General features: G+C 67.0%; 33 protein-coding genes. 18 read left to right on the top strand and 15 right to left on the bottom strand.

Annotated features, from left to right (window positions below):
* The first annotated feature begins 21 nt into the window (after positions 1-21).
* Positions 22-1791, top strand: a complete 1770-nt coding sequence (locus G6N47_RS22310) for a glycoside hydrolase family 15 protein (RefSeq protein ID WP_083132476.1) — start codon at positions 22-24, stop codon at positions 1789-1791.
* Positions 1792-1801: 10 nt separating this feature from the next.
* Here G6N47_RS22310 and G6N47_RS22305 read toward each other — a convergent pair whose 3' ends face one another.
* The gene (locus G6N47_RS22305) at positions 1802-3769 is read right to left on the bottom strand and encodes a SpoIIE family protein phosphatase (RefSeq protein ID WP_163659721.1); all 1968 of its coding nucleotides are present in this window, start codon (positions 3767-3769) and stop codon (positions 1802-1804) included.
* Between the two features lie 113 nt (positions 3770-3882).
* Here G6N47_RS22305 and G6N47_RS22300 point away from each other — a divergent pair, with 113 nt between their 5' ends.
* From G6N47_RS22300 to G6N47_RS22290, 3 genes are read left to right on the top strand one after another with little or no spacing between them, the layout of a single operon-like run.
* Positions 3883-4368 (top strand): oxidoreductase, encoded by a 486-nt coding sequence (locus G6N47_RS22300; protein ID WP_083132478.1) that lies wholly within the window; start codon positions 3883-3885, stop codon positions 4366-4368.
* Entirely contained in the window at positions 4365-5855 is a 1491-nt protein-coding gene (locus G6N47_RS22295; RefSeq protein WP_083132504.1) for a molybdopterin-dependent oxidoreductase, read from the top strand. Before G6N47_RS22300 ends, G6N47_RS22295 begins: the two co-directional genes overlap by 4 nt.
* Positions 5852-6160 carry a hypothetical protein gene (locus tag G6N47_RS22290; RefSeq protein WP_083132479.1) on the top strand — a complete coding sequence of 103 codons (309 nt, stop codon included), beginning with the start codon at positions 5852-5854 and terminating at the stop codon, positions 6158-6160. The genes G6N47_RS22295 and G6N47_RS22290 overlap by 4 nt, the downstream gene beginning before the upstream one ends.
* Here the strand turns inward: G6N47_RS22290 and G6N47_RS22285 are convergent.
* Both G6N47_RS22285 and G6N47_RS22280 read right to left on the bottom strand, forming a co-directional pair.
* Complete coding sequence (locus tag G6N47_RS22285) at positions 6072-6464, bottom strand: hypothetical protein (RefSeq protein WP_083132480.1); 393 nt, start codon at positions 6462-6464, stop codon at positions 6072-6074. The two genes, G6N47_RS22290 and G6N47_RS22285, sit on opposite strands and share 89 nt — an antisense overlap.
* 7 nt (positions 6465-6471) lie before the next feature.
* Positions 6472-7503 (bottom strand): YncE family protein, encoded by a 1032-nt coding sequence (locus tag G6N47_RS22280; RefSeq protein ID WP_083132481.1) that lies wholly within the window; start codon positions 7501-7503, stop codon positions 6472-6474.
* Positions 7504-7630: 127 nt separating this feature from the next.
* Between G6N47_RS22280 and G6N47_RS22275 the strand changes: the two genes are divergently transcribed.
* From G6N47_RS22275 to G6N47_RS22265, 3 genes are read left to right on the top strand one after another with little or no spacing between them, the layout of a single operon-like run.
* The gene (locus G6N47_RS22275) at positions 7631-8191 is read left to right on the top strand and encodes a hemerythrin domain-containing protein (RefSeq protein WP_083132482.1); all 561 of its coding nucleotides are present in this window, start codon (positions 7631-7633) and stop codon (positions 8189-8191) included.
* A 3-nt stretch (positions 8192-8194) separates the two neighbouring features.
* Positions 8195-9151 (top strand): TIGR03557 family F420-dependent LLM class oxidoreductase, encoded by a 957-nt coding sequence (locus G6N47_RS22270; RefSeq protein ID WP_083132483.1) that lies wholly within the window; start codon positions 8195-8197, stop codon positions 9149-9151.
* On the top strand, positions 9151-9807 hold the full coding sequence (locus G6N47_RS22265; protein WP_083132484.1) for a UdgX family uracil-DNA binding protein: 657 nt from the start codon (positions 9151-9153) through the stop codon (positions 9805-9807). Before G6N47_RS22270 ends, G6N47_RS22265 begins: the two co-directional genes overlap by 1 nt.
* An 18-nt stretch (positions 9808-9825) precedes the next feature.
* Here G6N47_RS22265 and G6N47_RS22260 read toward each other — a convergent pair whose 3' ends face one another.
* Positions 9826-11196, bottom strand: coding sequence for a 13E12 repeat family protein (locus G6N47_RS22260; RefSeq protein ID WP_163659719.1), 1371 nt, complete (start codon positions 11194-11196; stop codon positions 9826-9828).
* An 88-nt stretch (positions 11197-11284) separates the two neighbouring features.
* Positions 11285-12295, bottom strand: a complete 1011-nt coding sequence (locus G6N47_RS22255; protein ID WP_083133382.1) for an SDR family oxidoreductase — start codon at positions 12293-12295, stop codon at positions 11285-11287.
* 89 nt (positions 12296-12384) lie between these two features.
* Here G6N47_RS22255 and G6N47_RS22250 point away from each other — a divergent pair, with 89 nt between their 5' ends.
* Genes G6N47_RS22250 through G6N47_RS22240 form a run of 3 tightly spaced genes read left to right on the top strand, consistent with a single transcriptional unit; the run spans position 12385 to position 13800 of the window.
* Positions 12385-12702, top strand: coding sequence for an ArsR/SmtB family transcription factor (locus tag G6N47_RS22250; RefSeq protein ID WP_083133383.1), 318 nt, complete (start codon positions 12385-12387; stop codon positions 12700-12702).
* On the top strand, positions 12692-13177 hold the full coding sequence (locus tag G6N47_RS22245) for an SRPBCC family protein (RefSeq protein ID WP_083133384.1): 486 nt from the start codon (positions 12692-12694) through the stop codon (positions 13175-13177). The genes G6N47_RS22250 and G6N47_RS22245 overlap by 11 nt, the downstream gene beginning before the upstream one ends.
* On the top strand, positions 13174-13800 hold the full coding sequence (locus tag G6N47_RS22240) for a maleylpyruvate isomerase family mycothiol-dependent enzyme (protein WP_083133385.1): 627 nt from the start codon (positions 13174-13176) through the stop codon (positions 13798-13800). Before G6N47_RS22245 ends, G6N47_RS22240 begins: the two co-directional genes overlap by 4 nt.
* 11 nt (positions 13801-13811) lie before the next feature.
* On the opposite strand, the gene G6N47_RS22235 is transcribed toward G6N47_RS22240, so the two are convergent.
* The 3 genes from G6N47_RS22235 to G6N47_RS22225 all read right to left on the bottom strand — a co-directional run bounded on the left by G6N47_RS22235 (position 13812) and on the right by G6N47_RS22225 (position 15748).
* Positions 13812-14246, bottom strand: a complete 435-nt coding sequence (locus G6N47_RS22235; protein WP_139799636.1) for an anti-sigma factor antagonist — start codon at positions 14244-14246, stop codon at positions 13812-13814.
* Positions 14247-14403: 157 nt separating this feature from the next.
* Positions 14404-15060, bottom strand: a complete 657-nt coding sequence (locus G6N47_RS22230; RefSeq protein WP_083133386.1) for a DedA family protein — start codon at positions 15058-15060, stop codon at positions 14404-14406.
* A 37-nt stretch (positions 15061-15097) separates the two neighbouring features.
* Positions 15098-15748: a hypothetical protein gene (locus G6N47_RS22225; RefSeq protein ID WP_083133387.1), complete on the bottom strand. Its 651-nt coding sequence runs from the start codon at positions 15746-15748 to the stop codon at positions 15098-15100.
* A gap of 32 nt (positions 15749-15780) precedes the next feature.
* On the opposite strand from G6N47_RS22225, the gene G6N47_RS22220 reads away from it, so the two are divergent.
* Positions 15781-16548, top strand: coding sequence for an IclR family transcriptional regulator (locus G6N47_RS22220; protein WP_083133388.1), 768 nt, complete (start codon positions 15781-15783; stop codon positions 16546-16548).
* A gap of 72 nt (positions 16549-16620) precedes the next feature.
* Here G6N47_RS22220 and G6N47_RS22215 read toward each other — a convergent pair whose 3' ends face one another.
* The 5 genes from G6N47_RS22215 to G6N47_RS22195 are packed head-to-tail and all read right to left on the bottom strand — an operon-like array spanning position 16621 to position 20189.
* On the bottom strand, positions 16621-17364 hold the full coding sequence (locus G6N47_RS22215) for a class II aldolase/adducin family protein (RefSeq protein WP_083133390.1): 744 nt from the start codon (positions 17362-17364) through the stop codon (positions 16621-16623).
* On the bottom strand, positions 17361-18143 hold the full coding sequence (gene hcaB / locus G6N47_RS22210; RefSeq protein WP_083133391.1) for a 3-(cis-5,6-dihydroxycyclohexa-1,3-dien-1-yl)propanoate dehydrogenase: 783 nt from the start codon (positions 18141-18143) through the stop codon (positions 17361-17363). Before hcaB ends, G6N47_RS22215 begins: the two co-directional genes overlap by 4 nt.
* The gene (locus tag G6N47_RS22205) at positions 18140-18352 is read right to left on the bottom strand and encodes a dihydrodiol dehydrogenase (protein ID WP_139799637.1); all 213 of its coding nucleotides are present in this window, start codon (positions 18350-18352) and stop codon (positions 18140-18142) included. The genes hcaB and G6N47_RS22205 overlap by 4 nt, the downstream gene beginning before the upstream one ends.
* Entirely contained in the window at positions 18349-18864 is a 516-nt protein-coding gene (locus G6N47_RS22200; RefSeq protein ID WP_083133392.1) for a 3-phenylpropionate/cinnamic acid dioxygenase subunit beta, read from the bottom strand. The genes G6N47_RS22205 and G6N47_RS22200 overlap by 4 nt, the downstream gene beginning before the upstream one ends.
* Positions 18861-20189 carry an aromatic ring-hydroxylating dioxygenase subunit alpha gene (locus tag G6N47_RS22195; protein ID WP_083133393.1) on the bottom strand — a complete coding sequence of 443 codons (1329 nt, stop codon included), beginning with the start codon at positions 20187-20189 and terminating at the stop codon, positions 18861-18863. Before G6N47_RS22195 ends, G6N47_RS22200 begins: the two co-directional genes overlap by 4 nt.
* Before the next feature lie 307 nt (positions 20190-20496).
* Here G6N47_RS22195 and G6N47_RS22190 point away from each other — a divergent pair, with 307 nt between their 5' ends.
* The gene (locus G6N47_RS22190) at positions 20497-21432 is read left to right on the top strand and encodes a Rieske 2Fe-2S domain-containing protein (protein WP_372517482.1); all 936 of its coding nucleotides are present in this window, start codon (positions 20497-20499) and stop codon (positions 21430-21432) included.
* On the top strand, positions 21429-21914 hold the full coding sequence (locus G6N47_RS22185; RefSeq protein WP_083133394.1) for a hemerythrin domain-containing protein: 486 nt from the start codon (positions 21429-21431) through the stop codon (positions 21912-21914). The genes G6N47_RS22190 and G6N47_RS22185 overlap by 4 nt, the downstream gene beginning before the upstream one ends.
* 13 nt (positions 21915-21927) lie before the next feature.
* Here G6N47_RS22185 and G6N47_RS22180 read toward each other — a convergent pair whose 3' ends face one another.
* On the bottom strand, positions 21928-22689 hold the full coding sequence (locus tag G6N47_RS22180; RefSeq protein WP_083133395.1) for a class I SAM-dependent methyltransferase: 762 nt from the start codon (positions 22687-22689) through the stop codon (positions 21928-21930).
* A gap of 24 nt (positions 22690-22713) precedes the next feature.
* Between G6N47_RS22180 and pcaH the strand changes: the two genes are divergently transcribed.
* The 5 genes from pcaH to pcaC are packed head-to-tail and all read left to right on the top strand — an operon-like array spanning position 22714 to position 26355.
* Positions 22714-23454 (top strand): protocatechuate 3,4-dioxygenase subunit beta, encoded by a 741-nt coding sequence (gene pcaH / locus G6N47_RS22175; RefSeq protein WP_083133396.1) that lies wholly within the window; start codon positions 22714-22716, stop codon positions 23452-23454.
* Positions 23447-23980, top strand: a complete 534-nt coding sequence (gene pcaG / locus G6N47_RS22170) for a protocatechuate 3,4-dioxygenase subunit alpha (RefSeq protein ID WP_083133397.1) — start codon at positions 23447-23449, stop codon at positions 23978-23980. The genes pcaH and pcaG overlap by 8 nt, the downstream gene beginning before the upstream one ends.
* Positions 23977-25197, top strand: coding sequence for a lyase family protein (locus G6N47_RS22165; RefSeq protein ID WP_083133398.1), 1221 nt, complete (start codon positions 23977-23979; stop codon positions 25195-25197). The genes pcaG and G6N47_RS22165 overlap by 4 nt, the downstream gene beginning before the upstream one ends.
* Positions 25194-25973 carry an alpha/beta fold hydrolase gene (locus G6N47_RS22160; protein ID WP_083133399.1) on the top strand — a complete coding sequence of 260 codons (780 nt, stop codon included), beginning with the start codon at positions 25194-25196 and terminating at the stop codon, positions 25971-25973. The genes G6N47_RS22165 and G6N47_RS22160 overlap by 4 nt, the downstream gene beginning before the upstream one ends.
* Positions 25974-26001: 28 nt before the next feature.
* Positions 26002-26355 carry a 4-carboxymuconolactone decarboxylase gene (gene pcaC / locus G6N47_RS22155; RefSeq protein ID WP_083133495.1) on the top strand — a complete coding sequence of 118 codons (354 nt, stop codon included), beginning with the start codon at positions 26002-26004 and terminating at the stop codon, positions 26353-26355.
* Between the two features lie 3 nt (positions 26356-26358).
* Here pcaC and G6N47_RS22150 read toward each other — a convergent pair whose 3' ends face one another.
* Positions 26359-26955, bottom strand: coding sequence for a DUF2249 domain-containing protein (locus G6N47_RS22150; protein ID WP_083133400.1), 597 nt, complete (start codon positions 26953-26955; stop codon positions 26359-26361).
* Positions 26956-27000 lie beyond the last annotated feature (45 nt).

Below are 27000 nucleotides of genomic sequence, written 5' to 3'. Positions count from 1 at the left end.
AACCGGGTATGCCGCAAACCGATGGACGAGACCCCGCATGTGCTGCGCGAGTACGCATTGCTCGCCGACGGCGAGCGCGGCATCGTCGTCGGACCGCGCGGCGACTGCTGCTGGATGTGCTTGCCGCGCTGGGACAGTCCCGCAGTGTTCGCCTCGCTGCTGGGCGGTGGCGGCCTCTACGCCGTCGCACCGGATCACCCGCGGTACGTCTGGGGCGGCTATTACGAGAAGGGGTCGCTGATTTGGCGGTCACGGTGGGTGACCACCGATGGGATCGTCGAATGCCGCGAGGCGCTGGCCTTCCCGGGCGACCCGCACACCGCGGTGGTGCTGCGACGCATCCGGGCGCTCGATAATCCGATGCGCATGCGGATCACGCTCGACATTCGAGCGGAATTCGGCGCCGAACGCATGCATGACCTCGCGCTGCACGACGGGGTCTGGACCGGGCGCTCCGGCCCGCACCGATTCCGGTGGGCCGGGGCCGCCGCCGCGCAGCGCAGCGACGACGGGTCATTGCAGGCGATCGTGCACGTCGTTCCCGGACGCGACCACGACCTCGTGCTGGAGCTTTCCGACCGCGAGTTGCCCAACGACATCGTGCGCCCCAACGACGGCTGGCGCAGCACCGAAAGTGCTTGGGCGCAAGCGGTTCCGGTGGTTTCCGGGAGCCTGGCCGACGACGACGCAACAACCGCCTACGCGGTGCTGCGCGGCATGACCAGCAGCGGCGGGGGAATGGTAGCCGCGGCGACGATGTCGCTGCCGGAGCGGGCCGAACAAGGCCGCAACTACGACTACCGCTATTGCTGGATTCGCGACCAGTGCTATGCCGGCCAGGCCGTCGCCGCCGCGGGCGCCCACCCGTTGGTCGACGACGCGGTGCGATTCGTCAGCGAACGCGTCCTTGCCGACGGGCCGCAGCTGAGGCCGGCTTACAGCGTCACCGGTGATCCCCCGCCCGACGAGCGCGACCTCGACTTGCCCGGCTATCCGGGCGGCGCCGTGAAGACCGGCAACTGGGTGACCAATCAGTTCCAGCTCGACGTGTTCGGTGAGGCGCTGCTGCTACTTGCGGCGGCCGCCCGCTTGGATCGCCTCGACGGCCAGCATTGGCGAGCGGCGGAAACACTGGTCGACGCTATCGAGAAGCGCTGGCGCGAGCCCGACGCCGGGATCTGGGAAGTCGACGACCGGCGCTGGGCGCACTCGCGGCTGATTTGCGCGGCCGGGCTGCGGCGCATCGGCGAGGTGGCGCCCACCCGCCAGGGCGCGGGGTGGCAGCGGCTGGCCGACCAGCTGATCACCGACGCCGACTCCGATTGCCTGCATCCAAGTGGCAGATGGCAACGCGCGCCTGATGATTCGCGAATCGACGCGGCGCTGCTGACGCCGTCGATCCGCGGCGCACTGCCGGCCAGCGATCCGCGGACCATCGCCACGGTCGAGGCGGTGCGCGCCGATCTGGGCCGGCACGGCTTCGTGTATCGGTTCCGGCCGGACGAACGGCTGCTGGGTGAGGCCGAAGGCGCCTTCTTGCTGTGCGGATTCCTGATGGCGCTGGCCGATCATCAGCAGGGCAACGATCTGGCGGCGGTCCGCTGGTTCGAGCGCAACCGCACCGCCTGCGGCCCGCCCGGCCTCTTCACCGAAGAATTCGACGTGACGCAGCGGCAGTTGCGCGGCAACCTGCCGCAGGCTTTCGTCCATGCGTTGCTGTTCGAGACTGCGCATCGGCTCGTCGATTCGTGTCGACCGAACGTCGGCACCGGCACCGGAAAGCCCCGGTAGCCAACAGCTTTCAGCCGCGCACGGATTCGCCGACGGCGATCGGCAGCCGGACCAGCGACAAGACATGGTGTGCCGGGCTGCCCGGCGGCGCGATCAGCACACACTCGGCAGTGTTGCGGCGGGCTTGATGCTGAGCGTCGGCCAGCGTGCTGACTCCGGCCGACCCGAGGTGGGTGACCGAACTCAGGTCGACCGTCACCGGTTTGGTGCCGCCGCGGCTGTGCAGTGAGATCTGCAGCGCCAGCTTCGACGCGGTCAGCGAATCGACATCACCGACGACGACGATGCGTCCGTCGTCGTCGATCATGGTGCGGAATTCGTAGTCGACGCCGCGCTCGTCGGCGACCTGACTGACTCGGGGGTCGGTGACGATCCGGGCCGGCCGGGTGAGCGGGTGGGTCAGCGCGGCCGTCGTGCCGTTGTTGCCATGTGTGACACGGATTTCCGAAACCAGCGCCTGGGCCACGGCCAGCCCGCGTCCGCCGTCGCGCGCCGAGTCGTCGTGTTGCTTCCACTGCCCGTGGTCGGTCACCCACGCCCGCAGATTGGCGTGACCGTCCAGCGCCGCCTGCACCACGATGCCGCCGGCGGTCTCGACCGGATAGGCGTGTTGGGCGGCGTTTTCGACGAACTCCGAGATTGCGTGCACCACGTCGGAGACATCCCCGGAATCGGCCCCGACTCCAGATAACCAGTCGCGCAGCCGCGCCCGCACCGCACGGGCGGCCTCGAGGTTGGCGTCCACGGTCATCCGCAGCGGTGCCGGTGGCGTACGCCGTTGTGCGGCAAGCAATGTCACGTCGTCGCTGTAGCCGGTGGTGCGTAGCAGCAGTTCAAGTGTTTGCGAGCAGAGCCGGTCGATGGGCCGGGCCGATTCGTCGAGCGGAAGCCCGCCGCCGCCGAGGATATTGGCGGCCAGGTCGGCGAATTCGGCGGTGCTGGCCGCCAGGGGTCGGCCGGGCCGTTCGATCAGGCCGTCGCTGTAGATCAGGATGGCGTCACCGATATCGAGGGTCTCGCTGCGCACCGGAAAGCCGGTCCCGCTGCCCAGCGTCCCGCTGCCCAGCGGGCCCGCGCCCGTCGGCTCCAGATACCGCGGTGTCGCGTCGGTCGACACGACCAGAGGCGGCGGGTGCCCGGCGGTGCAGTACCGGAACGCACCGGTGCTCAGGCTGAGCGCGCCGACGCACAGGGTGGACGACTTCGAGCCCGGCACTTCCTCACGGAAGCGGTCGACGGCCTCGAGCGCCTGGGTGATGTCGCGGCGGTCGAGCAGTTGCATCCGCAGCGCGGTGCGCAACTGCGACATCACCGCGGCGGCTTCCACGCCATGGCCGACGACGTCGCCGACGATGAGCACCAGTTGGTCGCCGAGCGCTATGGCGTCGAACCAGTCGCCGCCGGCTGCGGTGTCTTCAGCGGCGACCAGGTACTCCGCGGCGATGTCGGCCCCGGGCAGCACCGGCACCGACGGCGCCAGCAACGCCTGCTGCATGACGGTGGCCGAATCGCGCACATGACGGTAACGGTCGGTCATCTCCTGGGCGCGCGCCTCGGCGGCGATCCGGTCCCGCACCCGGGCGGTGACGTCGTCGATGACGAACTGGACGCCCTCGATCGACCCGTCGGCGCGGCGGCGTGGGGTGGCGAGGAAGTCGAAGAACCGCTCCTGCATCGTGCCGGAGCCGTCGACGTCGAGGTGCAGGCGCCACTCGCTCGCCGATTGCGGCTCGCCGGTGCGATACACCCGGTCGAGCATCTCGTGGATCTGCTGGCCCTCGAGTTCGGGGGCGACCTCGAGCAGCGGCCTACCGACCGCGGTGACCCGCGGAAACATGTTGCGATAGGCCGCGTTGACCGCGACGTAGCGATGGTCGGGACCCTCGAAGCCGACCAGGACGGTGGGGACGCTATCGAACACGCGCCGAACATCGTCGGCGTTGCCGACGGTGTTGTCCCAGTCCATTTCGGCGGGCATTGGCTGTCCCTCCTGCCGAAGCCTTCGGCTAGCCCCCGCACAGGGGAGGTTATCAACCCGCGCGGTAACCGGTCGCTGGTTTGCCACGACGTAGCGCGGGGTACCTAGCCGCCGTGGGTGTTGTTGCGCGCCTGTGGGAACGCAGCCGGCTGCTTCAGATACTGCGACTGGGCGGCTGGGTCGCCTTCGACCTGCCGCGCACGGTGACCGCGCTGGGCGGAGCACTGCTGCTGGGCATTGTTGCGACGCATGTCTACGTCTTGAGTCGGGAGACTGGCTTGCCGATCTACTTCGTCGTCTATGCCACGCTGCTGATCGCGGGCTGCCTGCTGGCCGCCGGCGTCATGTGGCTTGCGCTGAATTCCCGTGTCCTGCAGGGTGGCTGGCTGCTTGGCGACTTGGTTTCGGTTGTCTACCTCGGTCTGTATCTGATCAGCCGGGCCACAAGCCTGCCGGGGTTGATGGCATTGTCCGGCCGCTGGGACGTCGCGCCCGCAACGTTTGCGGCCGCGTTCGCACTGGGCTTTGTCGCGGTGCACTTCTCGGTGCTGTTGGGCATCAACGTGGCGTACCCGCAACGCCAGAATTGGCGCGACTGATGACGTTTGACTATCCCGTGTGGCTACGGGTCGACCACTGGCTCAACGTGCTGTTCCTGACGTTGCTGTTGCGCAGCGGGATCGAGATCCTGGGCACTCACCCCAAGCTGTATTGGCACGACGACAGCAAGCCCGGTACCGAGTGGGCACGCTTCACCACCAAACAGATGCCGACCGACAAGCTCTACGACACCCTCGACGAGGAGGAGAACTACAGCTCGATCGTCGCGCTGCCCGGCCACAAGAAGCTGGGGATGGGCCGACACTGGCACTTCACCGCGGTGATCGGGTGGATTCTGGTCGGGCTGTCGTACTACATCCTGTTGTTCGCGACCGGTCAGTGGCACCGCTACTGGCCCTATTCGTGGTCGATCTTCCCCGAGGCATGGAATGACGTTGTCGCCTACATGACGTTCAATCTGCCGTCGCTGTTGCCCAGCGAGCCGCTCGATGCCATCCAGAAGCTGACATACGCCGCCGTCATCTTCCTGCTCGCGCCCTTCCAGATCCTGACCGGCGCCGCCCAATCGCCCGCCGTCGAGGCGCGCTTCCCGTGGTATGTCCGGATGTGGGGTGGCCGGCAATGGGCGCGCAGCCTGCATTTCTTCGGGCTGTGCGCCTTCCTGGTCTTCATCGTGATCCATCTGTCGATGGTCTTCTTCTGGGGCTGGGGCCAGCTGAATGCCGCGATGATCTTCGGCGCGGTACGCAACATCAACTGGGCGACGTTCTTGTCGTTCGTGATCATCGGCGCGATCGTCGCCGTCCACGTCGCCGCGACGGTGTGGAGCCTGAAACGGCCGGTGCAGGTGCACAAGGTTCTGGGGGCGATCAACACCCGCGCCAAGTTGATGCTGTTGCGTCCCTTGGACTCCCGGCAGAACTATCCGGTGAGCAGGTTGTCCAGGGAACACCGCGTCAACGGCAAACCGCCGTGCTCGGACGAATACAAGGTGATGGCGGTGCACAACTTCGTCGACTGGCGGCTACGGGTCGGCGGCCTGGTCGAAAAACCGGTGACCCTGGATCTGGACGCCTTGCGCGCGTTGGCCGAACCGCAGACGCAGCGCGTGCTGCACAACTGTGTGCAGGGCTGGACGAGCATCGGCCAATGGAGCGGCATTCACTTGAGCCGGCTGCTGGCGGAGGTCAAGCCGCTGCCGCAGGCGCGCTACATCTGTTTTCTGACGATGCAGGACAACAGCCGTGACGAGCCCAGCTCCGACGGGCTCGGCCACTTCTACGAAGTGATGGATCTGGAACTGGCTTACAAGCCGCAGACAATCCTGGCCTACGAGATGAACGGCCATCCGTTGCCGATCAAACACGGTGCGCCGCTGCGGCTGCGGGTGGAGACGCAGGTCGGGTTCAAGATGGCGAAGTGGATCAACCAGATCGAGTTAGTCGACGACTACCACGGAATCGGGATGGGATTGGGCGGCTGGCGCGAGGACAACATCCATTACGACAAGGATGTGGAGATATGAGGCGCCCCGAGCTGGTCAGCCTCAATCTGGCCGAGCGGGAAAGTGTGCTCGAGCATGTCGCGGCCAAGGGCGGCCACTGCGAGGCCTGCGGCGCAACGGAATTCGACGTCGGTGACGCACTCTACCTCGGTTTCCTGTTCCTCGACGAGGATGACGACGCCTACATGGTGGCGTTGACATGCCGCAACCCGGACTGCCCCAAGCCGCGAACTGGAATCAAGTTGCGGGAGAACGATTTCCTCGTCCGCGACGCAACCGCAGCCCGCGCCGCGAGCTGGACCGTCGAACTCCCCGACGCCGGTTAGCTTTTGCAGGTGACGTATCGGTGAACACCGGCTGTGCCAGGCCGAAGCGGTCGATCAGTTCCGATAGCTCGCGCAACTCGTCGCACAATGCCTGAAATCGTTGTTCGTCGGTCTTGCTGAGGATGCCTTGCGCGCGGTAGTACACCAGCCGTCGCAGCCGACCGGCCAGCGCCGCGCCCCACCTGATGGAAAAGTCGTAGCTCTCACCCTCGGCGAGTTTTTCCTTCTGTCCCAGCTTCTTCAGCGCTTCGATCTGCTCGTCGAGCAGTTCGAAGTCGTCGTCGATGCCGATGGCCGTTGTCATCAGTCCCTCACAGGTGTGGTTTGGCGACGCCGATTACAGAGCTGCGCAGGGTGAGGAACACCCGGTGTGGTCCGACCGCCATGCCGGACAGCGGCGCCGACTTCGCCTGGCCGGCAGGCAGATTCGCGCGGTAGTCGACCATGTGGATCACGTGCATGGTGTCGTTCGGGTAGCCACCGTAACTGGCAGCCTCGAGCGTCACCAGGTGCCGGTCGGTCGCTACGTAAATCCTGGTGTCGTCGGTTGCGAGATAGCGCACCGGAGACGACGGCAGTTGCGCGCGGCCCACCACTTCTAATCCCTTGCCGCCGCGCCGGGAGTCGACGGAGTAGAGCACGCTGTGCTGGTGGTCGGCGACATACGTGCGAGTCACCTTCGTGTTGTTGCCCGCCGACACCGCGACGTCCATGGCCAGCGCGCCGCGCTCCTCGGGCGGCGACGAGGGTCCTTTGTAGTAGCGGATTCCCGACGGTCCGTACACGTGGTAGTCGATTTCCCGTCCTCGGGTGGACCCGTCGATCGAATCCGCGTGCCCGACCTTGGCGGCCGGCAACTTGCGGTAGCCGTACTGCTCGACCGGTGTCACCGTGGATCCGTCCGCCGACAGCGCGAGCAGGATGCGCATGCCGGCGTCTTCGGAGAGATAGTCGGGAGCCGGGCCGGCGTCGAACTGGGCGACGGGCCGCAGGGTGGCGATGTCGACGACGGCGACGCTGCCGCGCCGGGGCTGGGGCACGAAGACGTGTCGATCGTCGCGCTGGCTGATCTGCAGGTTGCGTCCGGCGTCTAACGGTCCCGACAAGCTGGTATGGGCCGTGCCCGGGTTCTCGGCGCCGCTGACCTTGGCCAGCCGGTGGTCGTCGGTGAGGCCGAGCAGAGTGTGCGCGCGGTACGACCACACCGGACTGCGCAGCGCCGCGCCGACGGGAATCACCGTCACCTCGGGTGCGCTCTCCGGTTGGCCGGGCGACGAACAGCCCGCCACGACGACGGCGCCGGCAGCCGTCGCCGCACACCACCGCCGCAATCCGGTGACCACGTTCGATGCAGTACCCCAGCAACCGCGCCGCTACACCTGCTGCGTTTCGCGGGCCCGGCCGTCGGGTAGCCGGTAGTCGCGCGCACAACAGCCCGGCGCGCAAATCCAGACAATCCAGGAGGAAATCATGGCAGCGCCTGCCGCCAAGACACCCACCGATGTCGTCGAGTTCCTCGTCAGCCAACACGAGCAGATCAAGGAACTCTTCTCCGAGACGCTCAACGCCACCGGCAAGGACCGCAAGGAGCCGTTCGTCAAGCTCCGTCGACTGCTGGCTGTGCACGAAACCGCCGAAGAGGAAATCGTGCACCCGCGGGCCAAGCGCAAGCTGTCCAACGGCAGAGATGTCGTCGCGGCGCGACTGGAAGAAGAGCACGACGCCAAGAAAGTGCTCGCCAAGCTGGAGAAGCTCGACGTCGCCTCCCAGGAATTCGCCACTGAGCTGGCCAAGTTTCGCGACGCCGTCGTCAAGCACGCCGAGCAGGAAGAAAAACAGGAATTCGCCAATCTCCAGAAGGAATTGAGCAGCGAGGAGCGCGAGAGAATGGGACGCGCCGCGAAGCTGGCCCAGGCGATCGCGCCGACGCGGCCGCACGCAGGGGTGGAATCGCAAGTGGCCAACCTGATGGCCGGGCCGTTCGCCGCGATGCTGGACCGGGCGCGCGACGCCATCACCGGTAAGCGCTAGCCGATGACGACGCTCGGTTACCTCCTCACCAGCGAGGAGTTCCATCCAAACGAGTTGGTACGCCAGGCAGTTCGCGCCGAGGCCGCCGGCTTCGAAAGGCTGTGGATCTCCGATCACTTCCACCCGTGGAGCGAGCAACAAGGCCACAGCCCGTTCGTCTGGTCGGTCATCGGCGCACTGTCGCAGGCCTGCTCGCTGCCGGTGACCATGGCCGTCACATGTCCGATCATGCGGATCCACCCGGCGGTGATCGCCCAGGCGGCCGCGACAGCTGCAGCTCAGCTCGACGGCCGGTTCGTGCTCGGCGTGGGGACCGGCGAAGCGCTGAACGAGCACATCACCGGTCAGCGCTGGCCCACCACTGCCGTCCGGCGGGACATGCTCGAGGAGGCGGTGTCGGTAATCCGTAAGTTGTTCTCCGGCAAGGAGATCAGCCACCACGGGCGATACTTCACCGTCGAGAACGCCCGCCTGTACACGTTGCCGTCGCAGCCGGCACCGATCTACATCTCCGGTTATGGGGCACGTGCGGCGGGGCTGGCGGGGCGGATCGGCGACGGCTTCCAGTGCACCATGCCGTCGGCCGAGCTGGTCTCGCAGTTCCGGCAGGCGGGCGGCGCGGGCAAGCCGACCCAGGCCGGGTTCAAAGTGTGCCATGCGTCGACCAGACAAGACGGTCTGCGCACTGCGCACAGCTTGTGGGCCAACGAGCAGCTGCCCGGACAGCTAGGCCAGATCCTGCCGACGCCAAGGGATTTCGAGCAGGCGGCCAGCCTGGTGCCGGAGTCTGCGGTGGAGCAGGCCGTGCCGTGCGGGCCGGACGCCAAGGCCTTCGTCGACCGGATCCGGGAATTCGCCGACGCCGGCTTCGACGAGGTGTACGTCCAGCAGATCGGTCCCGACCAAGACCGCTTCTTCGACTTCTGGGAGTCGGAGATCGCGCCCGAACTCGCGGCCTGATGGCTACGGCAGCCGGGGCGGCACGGTATCTGCCCGACGACCGCAGCCTGGATTCGCTTGAAGCCGCGGCAAGCAGTTGCCACGGCTGCACGCTGTACAAGAACGCATCCCAGACTGTCTTCGGGCACGGGCGACCGGACGCGCCGATCATGCTGGTCGGTGAGCAACCGGGGGACCGGGAGGACGTCGAGGGGTTGCCGTTCGTCGGACCGGCCGGGCGGCTGCTTGCGCGTGCGCTCGAAGACGCGGGCATCGATCCGGAGCTGACCTATCAAACCAACGCCGTCAAGCACTTCAAGTTCACCAGGAAGCAAGGCAAGCGGCGGATTCACCAAAAGCCCAGCCGCACCGAAGTCGTCGCGTGCCAGCCGTGGCTTCTCTGCGAGATCGAGGCGGTGCAACCCGAAGTGATCGTGTGCCTCGGCGCAACCGCGGCACAGTCGTTGCTGGGCAGCGCGTTCCGGCTCACCGCGCATCGTGGTGAAGTGCTTCACCTGCCCGCCGATCTCGACATGCGCGTGGAGCCGGAGCCGCGCGTGGTGGCGACCGTTCACCCGTCGGCGATCGTGCGTGACCGCAGTGAGCGCCGGAAGGAGAACTACGCGTCCTTCGTCGACGACCTGCGCAGCGCACGCAGTGGTATAGCGGCTGCTTGACGCAAAGACGTTGAGCCACTACGGATCTTCGTCGCCTTCGTCGTCTTCATCCCTTAGCAGTTTGTCGGGGTGGTGGTATCGGTTGGTGCGGGGTTGGCCGTGGTCGAGGTGTGGGGGTGGGATCCATTCGGTGTCGCCGTGGGTGTTTTTGCGGGTGGTCCAGCCGTCTTCGGTGATGGGGTGGTGGCCGCCGCAGCCTAGGGTGAGGTCGTTGACGTCGGTGGTGTGGCATTGGGCGTAGGGGGTGCAGTGGTGGGCTTCGCAGTGATAGCCGGGTACGGGGCAGTTGGGGAAGCTGCACCCGCGATCCTTGGCGTAGAGCACGATTCGTTGCGCGGGGGAGGCTAAACGTTTGGTGTGATACAGCGCTAGCGCTTTGCCTTTGTCGAAGATGGCTAGGTAGTGGTGGGCGTGGGAGGCCAGCCGGATCACATCGGACATCGGCAGTAGTGTTCCGCCGCCGGTGAGGCCGTGTCCGGTGCCGGCTTCGAGGTCTTGCAGGTTGGTGGTGACGATGATGCTGGCCGGTAGCCCGTTGTGCTGGCCGAGGTTTCCGGAGGCGATCAGTGCGCGCAGTCCGGCCAGCAGGGCGTCGTGCTGGCGTTGAGCGGTGCTGCGGGTGTCGCGTTGGGCTGTCTCCTCGGGGGGTGGTCCGTCGACGACGGGTGTCGTGTCGTCGGGGTTGCACATGCCGGGGGCGGCGAGTTTGGCCCACACGGCTTCGAGGGTGGCGCGCAGTTCCGGGGTGATCCAGCCGCTTAGGTGCGACATGAGATCGGGGCCTTGTTTGCCCAGGGTCAGGCCGCGTCGGCGCGCCCGCTCGTCGTCGGAAAAGTCGCCGTCGGGGTTGAGGCAGTCGGTGAGCCGCTGGGCCAACATGGCTAGGTCGTCGGGGCGATGCTGCGCCCCCAACTCGGCCAGGTGGGCCTCGGCGTGTGCGCGGGTTTCGGCGTCGACGAAGCCGGGCAGTCGGTGCATGAACCCACGGATCACCGCCACATGAGCGGTGCCGATCTGCCCGGCGCGCTGGGCGGCGGCGGTGGCGGGCAACCGCGGCGCCAACGGTTCGCCGGTGAGCGCCTGTCGGTCGCCCAGATCGGCGGCCTCGTGGATGCGCCGGCTGGCTTCGGCCGGGGTGATGCGTAGCCGTTCGGCCAGCGCGAAGCGCAGCGTGCCGCCCAACTCGGTGTCGCTGGCCTGTTCGGCCAGCTGGTTGATCAGCGGATGCTCCACCGCCGGCAACCGCCGGCGGATGGTTTCGCAGCGCTCCAGCATGGCCAGGCATTCCGGAGTGGTCAACACCTCGAAGGACAGGTCCAGGGCGCGCTTGAGGTCGGCTTCGAGCGCGTCGAAGGCTTCGACGATCTCCTCACGGCTACTCGAACGCATGTTCGAATGCTATCACGCCCGCCGGACGAGCGCCACTAAGTTCCACAGTGGCGCAAGTGATTAGGGAGGCTGTTGGGACAGCAGCTGCTTACCGCCGGCGCTGGGCCCAACTCGACGCGGCAAACATGCTGCCCACAAGACCGGCACCGACTAACGACCGCCGATGCCGCGTCAGCCAGAACTGCGCGCTGTGGCGATGTGATCGGTCGTCGAACACGCCGTGGGGCCCGTAGTCGCGTCCGCCCGGGCCGTCTTGCGGCTCCCACAGATTCCCCGCGCGATTCGGCTCGACCTTCTGGTCGGTTTGCTGCGAGTCGTATCCGGTTCGCGCGAGGTATCGGTCAAGCAGCGCCGGGGCCACCCGCTGTCCCAAGATCGTGCCCACAGTGCTGGCCCCGACCCAGTACTGCTTGCGCCGGGGATGGTCAAGCGCATGCAGGACCCCGCGCGCCGCGAGCTCCGGCTGATAGATCGGCGGCACCGGCTGCGGGTGCTTGTCCAGACGCGAAAGGACCCAGGAGAACTGCGGTGTGTTGACCGCCGGCATCTGCACGACGGTGACCCGCACCTTGCTCTTCTCGTGCATCAACTCGGTCCGCAGCGACTCGGTGAAGCCGTTGATGGCGTGCTTGGCGCCGCAGTACGCCGACTGCAGTGGAATCGATCGCTCGCCCAACGCCGATCCGACTTGCACGATGACTCCGGAGTTCCGCTGCCGAAACCGCTTGAGCGCAACCATCGTTCCGTACACGAAGCCGAGGTAGCTGACCTCGGTCACCCGGCGGAATTCCTCCGGCTTGATTTCGGCGAACGGCGCGAACACCGAGCTGAACGCGACATTGATCCAGGCGTCGATACGCCCGAACCGCTCCTCGACGCGCTGCGCGGCCCGTTCTACGGCGTCGTAGTCCGACACGTCGGTGGCGATCGCCAGCGCCTCACCGCCGGCCGCGCGCACATCCGCGGCCGCCCCGTCCAAGCCGGTCTCGCCGCGCGCCAGCAAGCCGACCCTGGCGCCCCGCCGACCGAGCAGCTGCGCGGTGGCGCGACCGATCCCGGCGCTCGCGCCGGTGACGACGACGACTTGTGAATTTCCCATGGCTTTACGGTGTCCCCATCCCGCAACGAGTAAACGTTAGTCACCACGAACCGTTGACAGCGACTTACCGTTCGTGCACACTTACCGATATGGCCGCGTCGGCAGATGCCGTGCTGGATGCGTTGGGGGATCGCACCCGTCGCGCAATCCTGGAAACGCTGGCATCGGGCCCGATTTCCGTCGGCGTGCTGGCCGACCAGTTGCCGGTTTCGCGCCCCGCGGTATCGCAGCACCTACGAGTACTGAAAAGCGCTGAGCTCGTGGTCGAATCGGTCGCGGGCACCCGGCGGTTGTACCGCATCAACCAGTCGGGGCTTCGGGTGGTGCGTGACTATTTCGACCGGTTCTGGGAAACCACACTGGACAACTTCGCGATCCTGGCCGAAAGGAGCAAGCATGAGCGCTGAATCCACCGCCGCCGTCGAGGTTGTCCGATCGGTGAGTGTGCCGCTGACGCAGGCCCGTGCGTTCGAGTTGTTCACCGCGCGAATGACCGACTTTTGGCCCAGGGAACATTCGATCGGCAACTCCGAGATCGCCGAAGTGGTCGTCGAACCCTACAGCGGTGGGCGCTGGTTCGAGCGCGGAGTCGACGGCAGCGAATGCTGTTGGGGCCGTGTCGCTTTCTGGGAGCCTCCCCGAAAAATCGTGCTGCTCTGGCAAATTGGTGCCGATTGGCAATTCGATCCCGACTTCGAAACCGAGGTCGAGGTGACGTTCACCCCGGAAGGCGCGGACCGCACTCGACTCGATCTGCGCCACCGCAACCTGCAACGCTACGGCGAGCACACCGAGCAGATGCGGGCGATCTTCGACGATCCCGCCGGGTGGGCCGGCACTTTGGCGAATTTCGCCGACCTCGTCACCGGCGCAGTGCGATGACCGACACGATGCGGCTTGCCTGCGCGGAACGCGAGGACTTCGCCAACCTGCTCGCCGGCCTGTCGCCGCCGCAATGGGAGCATCCCAGTCTTTGCGAGCGCTGGCGAGTGCGCGACGTCGTCGCTCATGTGCTCAGCTACGACGAGCTCAGCCGCTGGGAACTGGTGCGGCGCTTCCTCAAAGGCGGACTGGTGCCCGACCGCATCAACGCAATCGGAGTCGCCGAGTACGCCGCTCGTTCGCCCGAACAACTCACCGAACTGATGCGTGCCTGCATCCCGCCCCGGGGCCTCATGTCGGCATTCGGCGGCATGCCCGCACTCGTCGACGGCACGATCCACCAGCAGGACATCCGACGACCGCTGGGTATCCCGCGCGCCATCCCGCCCAAGCGCCTGCAACGGGTGTTGGACTTCGCGTTGCGAGCTCCCGCGGTGCGGGGCGCGTGGCGGGCCCGAGGTTTGCGTCTGGTTGCCACCGACGTGGATTGGTCTCATGGCCGCGGAGAAGAAGTCAGCGGTCCGGGGGAGGCGTTACTGATGGCGATGGCAGCCCGGCCGGACGCGCTCAACCAGCTCAGCGGAGCAGGGAAAGAGATTCTCGCCCAACGCATTAACCGTTAGGCGCAAAGGCTTTACCAGTCGGCCGATGTCGACAGTGCCGCGTCCACGGTGTCGTCGACAGGCAATAGTTCGTTCAGCCCGCATGCACCGACAAACCTGGCGACGCCCGGCTGACTGCTTACCAGCCGCAGTTCGACGCCGCGCCTCCGGCAGCGCTCAGCTTCGTCGGCCAGGACCGCAAACGCGCAGCAGCCCATGAAGTCCAGGCCGTTGGTGTCGATCACCAGCGCGCCGGGCGGGAACGCGGCGGCGGCGGCTTCGCTGAGCAGGTGACGCCAGGTGGCCTCGTTCGACGCGTCCACTTCGCCTCCAGCGTGGACGACGACGGCCGGGCCGGTGCGCTCGACGGTGGTCCGCAGTGTGCTGTGCGCATCGGCCAATTCGGAGACCAACCGACTGCTCAACATCATGTGGCTCGATGATGCTTCGGCGGTAGCAAAGCCCATGGTGAACTCCTTTGATCGGCGCTGCGCGCCGCGAAGGATGCCCGCCCTACGTGCCTGAAGACAGACGTCGCACTATTTGGATCACATTTATATAACACCAGTTCAATGGCCCTGTCCATGGCCAGTTTCTTAAGAATTGAGCTAAGCGGGCAGCTGTTCAGGCGGAGGTCGGGTCCGATTCCTCACTGTGCTCGGCCTCGAATTCGGCGATCGCCCGGGCGGTGCGTTTTCGAAGCAGGATCGCGGCAGTCGTGCCGCCCACCAGGGCGACCACCAGCGCAACCCAGGAAAATCGCTCGAGCCAGCGTTCGGCCGCGATACCCGCGTAGTAGATCACCGCCGTGGTGCCGCCCGCCCAGCACACCGCACCGGAAACGTTGGCGAGCAGGAACCGCGGGTACGGCATTTTCAGCGCGCCGGCCAGCGGCCCCGCGAAGATCCGCAACAGCGCGATGAATCGGCCGAAAAACACGGCATGCGAGCCCCATCGGTTGAATATCCGCTCGGCGAGACCGACGTGCCCAGGACCGAAGTGCCGCGGAAACCGGCGGCCCAGCCAATCAAACAGGGGCATGCCGAACCGTCGGCCGATCGTGTAGCCGATCGAGTCACCGACCGCTGCGCCGATCACGCCGGCCGCGCCCACGCCGAGCGGGTTGACCGCCAGCTCATGGCGTGACGACAGCAGCGCCGCGGTGACCAGAACGATTTCGCCGGGCAGTGGGATCCCCAGGCTCTCAATCCCGACCACGCCGGCGACGATCAGGTACACCGTCAGCGGCGGGATCGACTGCAGCAGGGCGTCGACACTCATATGCGCGTCGCTTCGGTTACCACCCGACCGATGGTAGTCAGGCGACCCGGGACAACAGCTGCTGGCGGCGCGTGGACGCCCAGTCGTCGATGTCGATTCCGCTCTCGATGTCGCACGCCGTCATCAGCAGAGCCGCCCGGGGCACCACCGCGAGGCCGTAATCGCAGGTGCGTCCCGGCGCGTTCATCGCCCAGACCAGCACGCCGTCGTCGGCCACGGCGAACCTGCGCAGGCGCATCGGTGCGGAGTCACCGGCGGCTGTCACGCCGACGGCTTCGCCGCTGCAGGCGGACACCGCACTGAAGCTGTTCCACACCACGTCATGCGGGTCCAACGGTCTGCCGTACACGTCGACCGACTCGGCGTACAACGCCGAGCTGCCGACGCGGTATGACGAGTCGGCGTGATCGGAGGCGTTGACGGGTAACAGCGGAGAGTCCTTGAACGCCAAGGCCGCCGCGCATTCCGGCGGGCGCGCGCCGGTGAAGAGCTCGTCATCGCGTGACGCGGCCGTCGCGGGACCCATCGGCGTGCGGTCGCCGTCGTGCAACAGCAGGTCACGCGCCGACGGCATCGGCTTGTGGGGTGCGGGCGGTGGACCCGGCACCGTCGTCGGATGTCCGGGCACCAACGTCGTGCAGGCCGCTAGTAACAGTGCGACGCCGGCTGCCCAGAATTTCGCGGCCATCTTCGTAAGCTACGGCAGGTACCGTCTCTGACATGCAGAAACCGGATGCGCCGCAGTACCCGATCGAGTCGGTCGACAAGGCGCTGAAGCTGTTGCTGCTGTTGGGCGAACAACCCTCGATCCGGTTGAGCGAGGCGACCCGATATCTGGGAGTGGCGTCGTCGACCGCGCACCGGCTGCTGGCGATGTTGGCCTACCGCGGGTTTGTGCGCCAAGACCCGGTGTCGAAGGCGTATCTGCCCGGGCCCGCGCTGACGGGGGTGGCGTTCGCGATCTTCGGCCGCATCGACATTGCCGGTACCGCGACGCCGGTCATGCGCGGCTTGAGCGAACGGCTGCGTGAGACAGTGCATGTCGGGATGCTCGACGGTGCCGCCGTCCGGTTCATCGCCGCGGTGGAGGGTCCTACTGCGGTGCGGGTGGCGTCCCGGTTGGGTCGCACCATGCCCGCGCATTGCACGTCGACGGGCAAGGTGATGCTGGCGCAGCTGCCGCAACCGGAATTGCACCAGCTGCTGCCCGAGGAGAACCTGGAGCGCATCACGCCGCGATCGATCGGGACCCGCACCGCGTTGGAGGCCGAGCTGTTCCGGGTCCGCGAGCAGGGTTACGCCGTCAACCGCGAGGAAAGCGAGGAGGGCGTCGCGTCGGTGGCGGTGGTGATACCGGCCCGGGCGCCGGGACTGCGGCTGGCGCTCAATGCCGCGGCACCGCAGCAGCGGCTACCCAAGTCGCAGTATTCGTCGGTGGCTGCCGCACTTATGGAGGCCGCCAAGGAGATTGGCGATCGGCTCGGTTGAATTGCCCGGCTTCTCCTCATCGCGCTACGCGCTCTGCATCGTCGCCGGGCGGTTGAATTGCCCGGCTCCTCCTCATCGCGCTACGCGCTCTGCATCGTCGCCGGGCGGTTGAACGCGGGCAACTTCATGGCGCCATGCGGCCTCTGTGAAGCCGGACCCCAAGTCGGGGAGGTCGTCCCAGTCCCGGTCGGCGATGTCGCGCAGGGCGCCGTCGGCGGAAACGATCGTCAAAGCCATCCGGGCCAGCGCGTCGACGCTGATGGCCTGCAACACCGCCTGCTGCACACTGGCTGCGGCACTGGTGATCCCGTGGCCACGGAGGATCACCACGGGGCGGCCGCGCATGGCGGCCACCATTTCCTTGCCCAGTCGGCTGTTTCGGATCAGCACCGCACGTTCGTAGACCGGCACGCCGCCGCGGGCCAGCCAGGCACCGGGAATGTCGTAGGCGCCGTAGATCGGCCGGATGGTGATGCCGGTCAGGTCGGCGGCGACGACGGCGGGCGGGTGCAGATGCGCGACCGCCCGGTATTCGGGGTTGGCGAGCAGGGTTTCGGCGTGGATCGGCAGTTCATTGGGAACCCGGTAGCCGTCGAGTTCGCCTGCGGCACCGGCGCTTCCGTCGAAGCGGATGAGCCGGATGTCGGCGGGCCGGGTGAACGCTACCCCGGTGTCGGTGTCGCTGCGGCAACGGATCAGCAGCCGTTCGTCGTCGACTCGCAGGGACAGGTGACCGAGGATGCCGTCGACAAGTCTGCGCGCAGCGGCGACCCGGCATGCCAACGCCACCAGGGCGCGCTGTTCGTCGAGGCTCATAGCCCGAACCCGCCGTCGGGATGGACGGTGTCGCCGGTGATCCCGCGCGACCGGTCGGAGGCGAGGAACACGAAGCTCCATGCATGGTCGTGACCGGTGAGCGCGACGTGCAACGGCGTGCGCGCGGCAAGGTCACGCTCGCGATCTGGTGTGTCGTCGAGGCGGACATCTTGCAGACCAAGGCTTTTCAGGCCGCGCAGATCGGTGTTCAACGTGCCGCCCGGTGCCACGCCGTTGACCCGGATCCGCGGCGCCAGCTCGTGTGCGAGCGTGGTCACCAGTCCGCGCACCGCGAATTTCGACGCCACGTACAGCACCCCGCCGCGGCCGGGATAGAACGAGGAGGCCGATTCCGCCAGCACGATCGACGAGCCATCCCCGGCTTGCAGCGCCGGCAGCGCCGCCTTCACCGATTGCAGATGGCTCAGCACGTTGGTGCGGAACATTTCGTCGAATGCGGGTTCGACGTCGTCGGCCTCGATGTCGCGGATTCCCTTGTAGAAGTCGAAGATTCCCACGCAATTGACCAGTGTGTCCAGGCCGCCGAACGACTCCACAGCAGTGGCCACCGCCCGCTCGTTGGCCTCGCGGCCGACCGCGTCGCCGTCGACCACCGGCACGTCGGGGCACTGCTGGCGCAGCGCGTCGCACTTGCCGGGATCCCGTTCCAGTACCGCGACTTTGGCGCCCTCGGAGCGGAAGGCGTCGACGACGGCCCGGCCGATCCCGGACCCGGCGCCGACCACCAGCGCGCGTTTTCCGTCGAGCCAGCCAGTCATGGGAGCAGCGGCCCGTCGGTATTGCCCACCATTGCCTCCAGTGTGCGGGGGTTCTGGCGGGTCAGCGCCTCCAGCTCGAGGGCGTCCAGGCTGATCGACCGGCCCGATTTCGGTGCGGTGATCAGCAGCCGCGCCCCGTTGCGGGTCTCGACTCGGCGCACGTGGACTTCGGTGAATTCGTTGGCGATGGTGAGTGGTTCATCGTTCACAGGAACACCGCCAGGTTCTGCATCCGCAACACCGATTCGTCGAGCGTGATGGTGCGGCGCGCGAGTTTCCATTCGCCGCCTTCGTTACGCAGCACGTCGCGGCGACCACACGACACCAGCGCGGGCTCGTTGACGTCGCCGCGGCTGCGGAAGAGCAGCTCTGCGGATTCCACCACCACATGGGCATCATCCTCGCAGGCGAAGGTGCGCACATTGGTGATGTAGTGCCGCAGCCGCGACGGCGGGTCTTCGGTCCAGGCATGCTCGGTGCGGAACCGGGCGACCCGCCGCGACAGCGAGTACTTGTTCTCGTCGAAGTGCGCCATCCCCGGGGAGGTGTCGAAGCCGGCGCCCAGTGCGGTGGTGACGCGTACCGGCATCAGGTAGTGGATGTCGTCGGTCAGGATGTCCAGCCACGCCTCGTACTGCTGGGCGTCGAGCAGATAGGCCTCGTCGACCAGAAACTGGTGGGCCGCCAGGTGCCGATTGTCGTTGAACGGCAGGGGTTTCATGCCCTCTCCAGATAATCGGCCCACAGCTTGAGCAGTTCGCGCTGGTTGTTTTCGTTGTAGCCCACCTGGGCACGTCCGGGTCCGTGAAATGCCGCGACGGGCAGGGTATCGACGACGGGGCGGTCGTCGCCGAGCAGGCCCATCCGGCTGTTGAGTAGCAGCCGGCGGGCCATCGAGCCTCCGGCGGTGGTGGTCAACGACACCCAGTTCTCCACGTCGTCCTGTTCGAACATGCCTGTCGAGCCGAAGCACATCAGGTACGCCTTGTACGAGTCCGCCTTGTATTCGGGCGGCGCCGCGGAGTCCACCGCGAACCACGAGCACACCTCGGTCTCGTTTTCGCTGATCGGCTGCCAGAGCCGAATCGAGATGAACGGCAACACGTTTTGGCCTTCCTGCACTTTCGGCCAGTTGTGCACGAAGCTCAGGTTGGGAAAGCACGACGCGGCCGAGATCATGAAGCCGTCCTCGCCGACGACCTGACGGTGGCGCGGTGACCAGACTTCCTTGACCCGCTCGATCATGGCGTCGGGGTAGCCGACGTAGCGCATGCGGTCGTCGAAACCACCCGGCGGCAGTTTGTAGGTGGTGCCGCCGCCCCGGCCGGCCCAGTAAGTGGCGCCGTCCTTGCGCTTTTGCGCCTTGGGTTCGCGAAAGAGCCCGATCTCCACGATCGACGTGTGGGTGTGCGGGGTGTGGTACATGTCGCCGGCGAAATTCTCCGCGCCGATCTTCCAGTTGGCTTTGATCCGCCAGCGTTGCGGCCCGCGTACTTCCAGGCCGTGCTTGCTCTGCTTGGTGTAGTAGTCCAGGTAGAACCGGAAGTCGCCAAGGTAGTCCTCGAGCGGCTCGGCGTGAGGATCCATGCTGATGAAGATCAGGCCGTTGTAGGTTGCCAGATTCGGTGCGGGCAAGAGTGTTTGGCCGTTTTTCCGGAAGCCGTCCTCGCCGCCGTAGGCTTCCCGGTGGAACGGCAGCCCGGTGAGCCGTCCGTCGTTGCGGTAGGTCCAGCCGTGGTACGGGCAGCGAAAGTTCGACGCGTTGCCCATTTCCGCGCGGCACACCTGCATGCCGCGGTGCAGGCACATATTGAACAGAGCGTGCAGGGCGCCCTGCGAATCACGGGTGATGATGAACGAGTCGGCCAGTACACGGCGCACCACGTAGTCGCCGTCCTGCGGGATCTCCGACTCGTGGGCCACGAACATCCACGCCCTGTTGAACAGGCGTTCCTTTTCGAGCTCGAAGATTGCTCTGTCGTTGTAGATGTGCGCGGGGATCAACCCGCGCCGGACGTCGTCGAAGATGCTGCGGTGTCGAGTCATGGCATCCTCACGTGGTCTGCTATGCAGAGAGCTACTCCACTATACAGAACAACTGCTCCGAGCGGTATGGCGGTTGCGTTACCGTTGATGAAATGCCTTCTGCCCCAAGGACTTCCGTCGAGTTAACAGCTCCTGTGAGTTCGCTGCGGAACCGTCACCCCGATGGCGCTGCGCCGGCCGATTCCGGTACCTTGGTCACGGCGCTGCACCGCATATGCGTATGGTGTGAGCGGTTTACTTGGGGTTTTGTTAGAACGTGCGTGCATTATGCCCGTATGTCTCCGCACTTGAGGAAGGACTGAATGTCGTGGTCGAGACCACTCCCGAAAGTCGGTTGCAGAAGCGGGGGGCGCGGCTGCTGTCCTTCATCGGGCGTCAGGAGTGGCTGGATCGGCCCAGCTACCGGTTCGAGCACCTGCTCAGCTATGCCTTCAACGCGCTGGGCGGGGCGCGCGACCGAGTTTCCAACGCGCTGAACGGCGTTTGGCTCGGGCATCCGGTTCACCCGCCGCTGGCGTCGCTGACCAGCGGCGCGATCGGCACGACGGTGGGGCTGGACGCGCTCAGCCTGCTGCCGGGCCGACCCAAATCGGAACTCATCGACGCGTCCCGGTTCGCCTCCCGTGCGCTGGGGCTGGGGATTCTGGCCAACCTGGGTTCGGCGGTCACCGGTGTCGCGGACTGGCAGCACACCCACGAGGAGGACCGGCGCATCGGCGCGGTGCACGGCCTGCTGAACCTGCTGGCGACGGGCCTGTATATCGCGTCGTGGCTGCAGCGGCGTCGCGGCCGGCACGGGCGGGGCATCGTGATCAGCGCGGTCGGTTACGCCGTCACCGCCGGCAGCAGCTACATGGGCGGCGCATTGGTGTTCGACTCCGGGATCGGCATCGACCAGTCCGGCCGGCGGCTGCGCACCGCGGACTGGACGCCGGTGTTGCCGGTGGAGTCGCTGAAGAACGGCAAGCCGCAGCGCGTCGAGGTCGACGGGGTGGGTCTGGTGCTGTGCCGGACCGGCAGCAACGGAGACATCGCGGCGTTCGGCGAGTTCTGCCCGCACCTTGCCGCCCCGATGGCCGACGGCTGGGTCGACCGCGGCCGGCTGGTGTGCCCGTGGCATGGCTCGCGGTTCGACGTGTGCTCCGGAGAGGTGCTGCGAGGCCCCTCGGCGGCGCCGTTGCCGCGCTACCAGACACGAATCAACGACGGGATGATCGAGTTGCGAAACGGAGTCGCCGAGTGAACGCCTACACCGTGTTGCAGGACCACCACAAGACGCTCAAGGGGCTGGTCAAGAAGATCTACTCGACACCGGCGACCGCGCCGGAGCGCCAGGACTATCTCGACGATCTGCTCGTGGAACTCGACATCCACTTCCGCATCGAGGACGACATCTACTACCCGGCGTTGGCCGCGGCCAGCACGTTGATCGCGATTGCGCACGCCGAGCATCGGCAGGTCATCGACCAGCTCTCGGTGCTGCTGCGCACCCCGCCGAGCGCGCCGACATACGAAGACGAATGGCATTCGTTCGCAACGGTTTTGGAAGCGCACGCCGACGAGGAAGAGCGCGACATGATCCCGGTGCCGCCGTCGGTGAAGATCAGCGACGCCGAACTCGTCGAGCTGGGAGACAAGATGGCCGCCCGTATCGAGGAGCTGCGCGAATCCACCGCGCACCGGCTGCGGGTCAAGGGCCGCAAGTCGCTGCTGCGGGCGCTGTAGTTCCGAATTCCGCTCAGCGGCGGCCGATTCCGGCGACCATCATCGGCGTCAGCAAGCGTGTGTGCTCGCCGAAGCGGGCGGCGGCCGCGTCCGCGTCGGCGGCCGGGAGCAAACCGGCGTCGACGACGGCGTCGCGGATACTCTCGAACGACAGCCGGAAGAAGTCGAAGCCGGGGGAGTCGGAGTCGATCACGCGGGCGCGGCCCTCGCCGCGAACGTCGGCCAGCCCGGCGGCGGCCATGTCGGCGACCACGCGCCGGCCGTAGCGCGGGTCGAAGCCGGCCTTTTGCATGAACGCCATCACCGACTCGGTCACCCGCTCGAAGCCCGGATCGGCGTCTTCGAATCCGAAGCAAGTCCAGTCGTAATCCTCGATCACCAGCCAGCCGGCGGGGCGCAGCGACGCCGCCAGGCGGTCGATGATCTCCCGGCGCTCGGCGAGGTGTTCGAGCACGAGGCGCGCGTGGACGAGGTCGTATTCGCCTTGTGGGAGCTCGTCGGTGCGGATGTCCATGCGCCGCACCTCGACCGCGTCGCCCGCCAGCGGCTCGACGAATCGCGTGTCGATATCGATTGCCGTCACGGCGGCGCCGCGGCTCACCATCCAGCCAACCAGCGAGCCAGCGCCGGCGCCGACCTCCAGGCATCGCCAGCCATCGCTGATGCCGAGGTCGTCGAGCAGGGCCTGACTTCCCGGATCCCACAGGCTTTCGATGCCGGCCAGCCGGGCCCGCTCTTCGGCGAAGCTCTGGTCGTAGACATAGCCACCCGCCACGGGGTAACGGTACCGTCAGCAGTCATGGCGGCTGCAGCGGAGCGCGTCGCGTCCCAACGTGACATCACGGCGGAGATCGCGAGCATCGCAGCGCAGTACCAGGGCAACGCCGAAACGCAGCCGCGGCTGAACTATCCGCCCTACCGCAGCAGCGCGCTGCGCCATCCGCAATCGCCGTTCGTGCGCGTCGACCCCGAGGAACTCGAGCGCTGCAGCCCGTGTTTCGGCGACCAGGACGTCGAACCGGGCGACGCGGACCTCACCGCCGGCCACGCCGGTGAGCCAGTCGGCGAGCGCATCATCGTCGCCGGGCGGGTGCTCGACGCGGCGGGCCGGCCGATTGCCGGCCAGCTCATCGAGATCTGGCAGGCCAACGCCGCGGGCCGTTATCACCACCAGCGCGACCAGCATCCTGCGCCCCTCGATCCGAACTTCACCGGCGTCGGCCGCTGCCTGACGCAGGCCGACGGAACCTACTGTTTCCTGACCATCAAGCCGGGCCCCTACCCGTGGCGCAACCACCACAACGCGTGGCGCCCCGCGCACATCCACTTCTCGGTATTCGGAACGGCTTTCACCCAACGCCTGGTCACCCAGATGTACTTTCCGGGCGACCCGCTGTTCGGGCTCGACCCGATCTACCAGTCCGTGGTGGATCCCGTTGCGCGCCAACGGCTGATCGCCAGATACGACCACGACCTCACCGAGCCCGAGTACGCGACGGGCTACCGGTGGGACGTCGTACTGGACGGCGCACATGCGTGAATTCGCTTGCACTCCGGCGCAAACCGTCGGCCCATTCTTCCACTGCGCGTTACCGTATCCCGGTGACAACCGATTGGTCGGCGACGATCACCCCGATGCCATCCGGTTGTACGGCAGGGTGTACGACGGCGCCGGCGACGGTATCCCGGACGCGCTGGTGGAACTCTGGCAGGCCGATCCCGACGGCGACGTCGTCGCGCACCCCGGTTCGTTACGGCGCGGCGCCGGATTCACCGGGTGGGGCCGATGCGCGACCGACGCGGCGGGCGACTACCGCTTCACCACCCTGACACCCGGGCCGCCCTCGTTTTTCGCGATCGTGGTCTTCGCCCGCGGACTGCTGAACCGGTTGTTCACCCGCGCCTATCTGCCGGGCGCTGATCTGGACCGCCTGCTGTCCGGAATCGACCCCGCGCGGCGAGACACCATGGTCTGTGTCGCCGAGCCGACCGGGTACCGTTTCGACATCCATCTGCAAGGCGAGCATGAGACGGTTTTCCTGATGTATCACGGTGATCCGCGATGACGAACCTGTTGTGGCCCGGCGATCATCGTGCCGGGGACGTGATGACCGACCAGGCGCTGCTCGCGGCGATGGTCGCGGTGGAATCGGCGTGGCTGAGCACGCTGGTTGACGCGGGCCTCGCGCCGGTCGATGCGGTGGACCTTCGCGGGCTGGTGGATCCGCAGGACTGCGAAGTACTGGCGCTCGGCGCCGAGGATGGCGGCAACCCGGTCATCGGCCTGGTGGCCCTGTTGCGCGAACGGGCCGGCGCGCCCGCCGGCCGCTGGATTCACCGTGGACTCACCAGCCAGGACGTCCTCGACACCGCGCTGATGCTGGCTACCCGCTCTGTCGCCGACACGTTGGCAGACCAACTCGCCGAACAGATTTCGACGCTTTGTGCTCTTGCGACAACCCACCGTGCGACACCGATGGTGGCCAGGACACTGACCCAGCACGCGGTGCCCACCACGTTCGGCGCCAAGGCGGCAGCGTGGCTGAACGGTGTCGTCGACGCCTACCGGCAACTCGAGGCGCTGAGCTTTCCGGCCCAATTCGGCGGCGCCGGTGGGACACTGGCTGCCACCACCGAATTGGCCAAGCTTGCCGGTCGCGACAGTCCGGCAGGCGTCGCCGTCCAGATGGCGCACACTGCCGCGGCCGCGTTGGGTTTGGACAACCGGTTGCCCTGGCACACCACCCGGGCGCCGGTCGTCGCGATCGGTGACGCTCTGGTCGGCTGCACCGATGCTTGGGGCCGCATCGCCTCGGACGTCGTCACGCTGGCGTATCCGGAGATCGGCGAGCTGAGCGAACCGGCCGGCGGGAACCGCGGCGGCTCGTCGGCGATGCCGGGCAAGCGAAATCCGGTGCTGTCCATCCTGATTCGCCGCACAGCGATGGCGGCGCCGCCGCTGGCCGGGACGCTGCACACCGCCGCGGCGCTGGCCCACGACGAACGCCCCGACGGCGCCTGGCACGCTGAGTGGGACACGCTGCGCACACTGGCCCGCCGGACCGTCGTTGCCGGATCGCAATGCAGCGAACTGCTCGCCGGGCTGGAAATCCACGCCGAACGGATGGCGGCCAACCTGCACAGCGCCGACGTCGGTGGCGAACAGCGCGCGGTCGCCGAACTCGTCGGGAATGAGCCGTCGCCAACGTATTTCGGTGCCGTCGACGTGCTGATCGACGAGAGCGTCGATCGCGCGCAACGGATCGTGAAGGAACGCCGATGAGTGTCCCCACCATCCGCGGAGCAGAACTGGCCGGCGCGCCGGACCTGCCGCTGCTGGTCGTCGGCCCGTCACTGGGTACACCGGTCGGCACGTTATGGTCCGCCGCGGCACGGCGTTTGGCCGAGAGCTATCACGTGGTCGGCTGGGACCTGCCCGGTCACGGCGCCAGCCCGCCGCCGCGTGACGCCTTCACGATCGCGGATTTGGCCGCCGGTGTCGTCAAACTGGTGGATCGCACGCTGGGCAGCCGGCGGTTCACCTACGCTGGTGTGTCGGTCGCCGGTGCAGTCGGAATTCAGCTGCTGCTGGCTCACCCGGAGCGGGTGCTGGCCGCGGCACTGATCTGCACCGCGGCCAGGATCGGCGATCCGGATGACTGGCATTCGCGGGCGCAGGTCGTTCGCAGCGCCGGTACCGGGGAAGTCGTGTCCCGGTCTGTCCAGCGATGGTTCGCCCCAGGGTTCTTCGAGCGCGACCCGGAATCGGCGCGAGCGCTGCTGGACGCGTTGCGCAGGGTGGACGACGACGGTTATGCCCGGACGTGTGAGGCGCTGGCCGAATTCGATGCCCGCGAGCGTCTTTCTGAGATCGACACGCCGATCGTCGCCGTCGCTGGAGCGCACGACATCGCGACCCCGCCGGACGCGGTACGGTTCATTGCCACCAACGTGAGCCGCGGCCGGTTCGTCCAGGTGCCCAACGCCGCGCACCTGGCGCCCGCCGAGCAGCCCGATCGCATCGCCAATGTGCTTGCCACGCTGAAGAAGTGGAGATGAATTGACCGATAGTTTGTACGACCGCGGCATGGCCGTGCGGCGCGAGGTGCTCGGCGACGGGCATGTCGAGGGCGCCGAGGCCCGCACCACCGAGTTCACCCGCGACTTCCAAACTCTCATCACCGAATACGCCTGGGGCGCGATCTGGACGCGTCCCGGCCTCGACCGGCGCAGCCGCTCGATGATCGCGCTGACCGCGCTGATCGCCCGCGGTCGCGACGACGAACTGACAGCGCATATCCGGGCCGCGCTGCGCAACGGGCTGTCCCGCGACGAGATCAAAGAGGTGTTGCTGCAAACGGCGATCTACTGCAGCGTGCCCGACGCCAACAGCGCGTTCCGGATCGCGCAGGCCGTCTTCGACGAGCTCGACTCGCCGTGAACGTCAGACTGCCTGTCGCACAGTCGGAGTCAGCGGCAGGATCTCGCGCTTCTGGTGGACGGTCAGGTACCGCAACCCGTCGGGGCCGGCGCTGAACTGGCGTTGTGACCGCTTCGGCAGCCACAGAAGCGCGCCCGGGACCAACTCGACATCGCCCTGCTCGGTGACCAGCCGCCCGCTGCCGGACAGCACGTGGATCAGCACGTCGACGTCGGCGCCGGCGTGCGCGTCGATCCCGCCGCCCGGCGCCAGAGCAATGACGTTGGAATCCAGGTCGCGCTCGCGGACTTCCAGCTTCCAAACCGCGCCCGTCACGTCCGGCTCGGCGGCGACATCCGCAGTGTTGGCGAGGATTCGGGGGAGCGGGGTGGTGGTGAGTTTGGTGATCCGGATCCGCCAGACCTTCGGCCCCTTTTCCACGTACTCCCAGCCGTAGCTGCCGGGGTAGTCGGTTTCGAACTCGTCGCGCAGATGCTTGGGGTCGTGGTTGTTGACGAGCACGAACGATTCGCCGACCGCCAGTGCGCCGTAGGTGGCGAAGATCGTCGGATGCTTCTGCGGCTTAGGCAACTCTCGGACGTCAAGTTCGTTCTCGGCCATGGATTTTCAATCCCTCTCTAGTTTTTACAATGTAGTTTGTGTAAA

The organism is Mycobacterium branderi (genome assembly GCF_010728725.1).
GTDB classification, from domain to species: Bacteria; Actinomycetota; Actinomycetes; order Mycobacteriales; family Mycobacteriaceae; genus Mycobacterium; species Mycobacterium branderi.
This window is presented reverse-complemented; position numbering and strand designations above follow the sequence as displayed.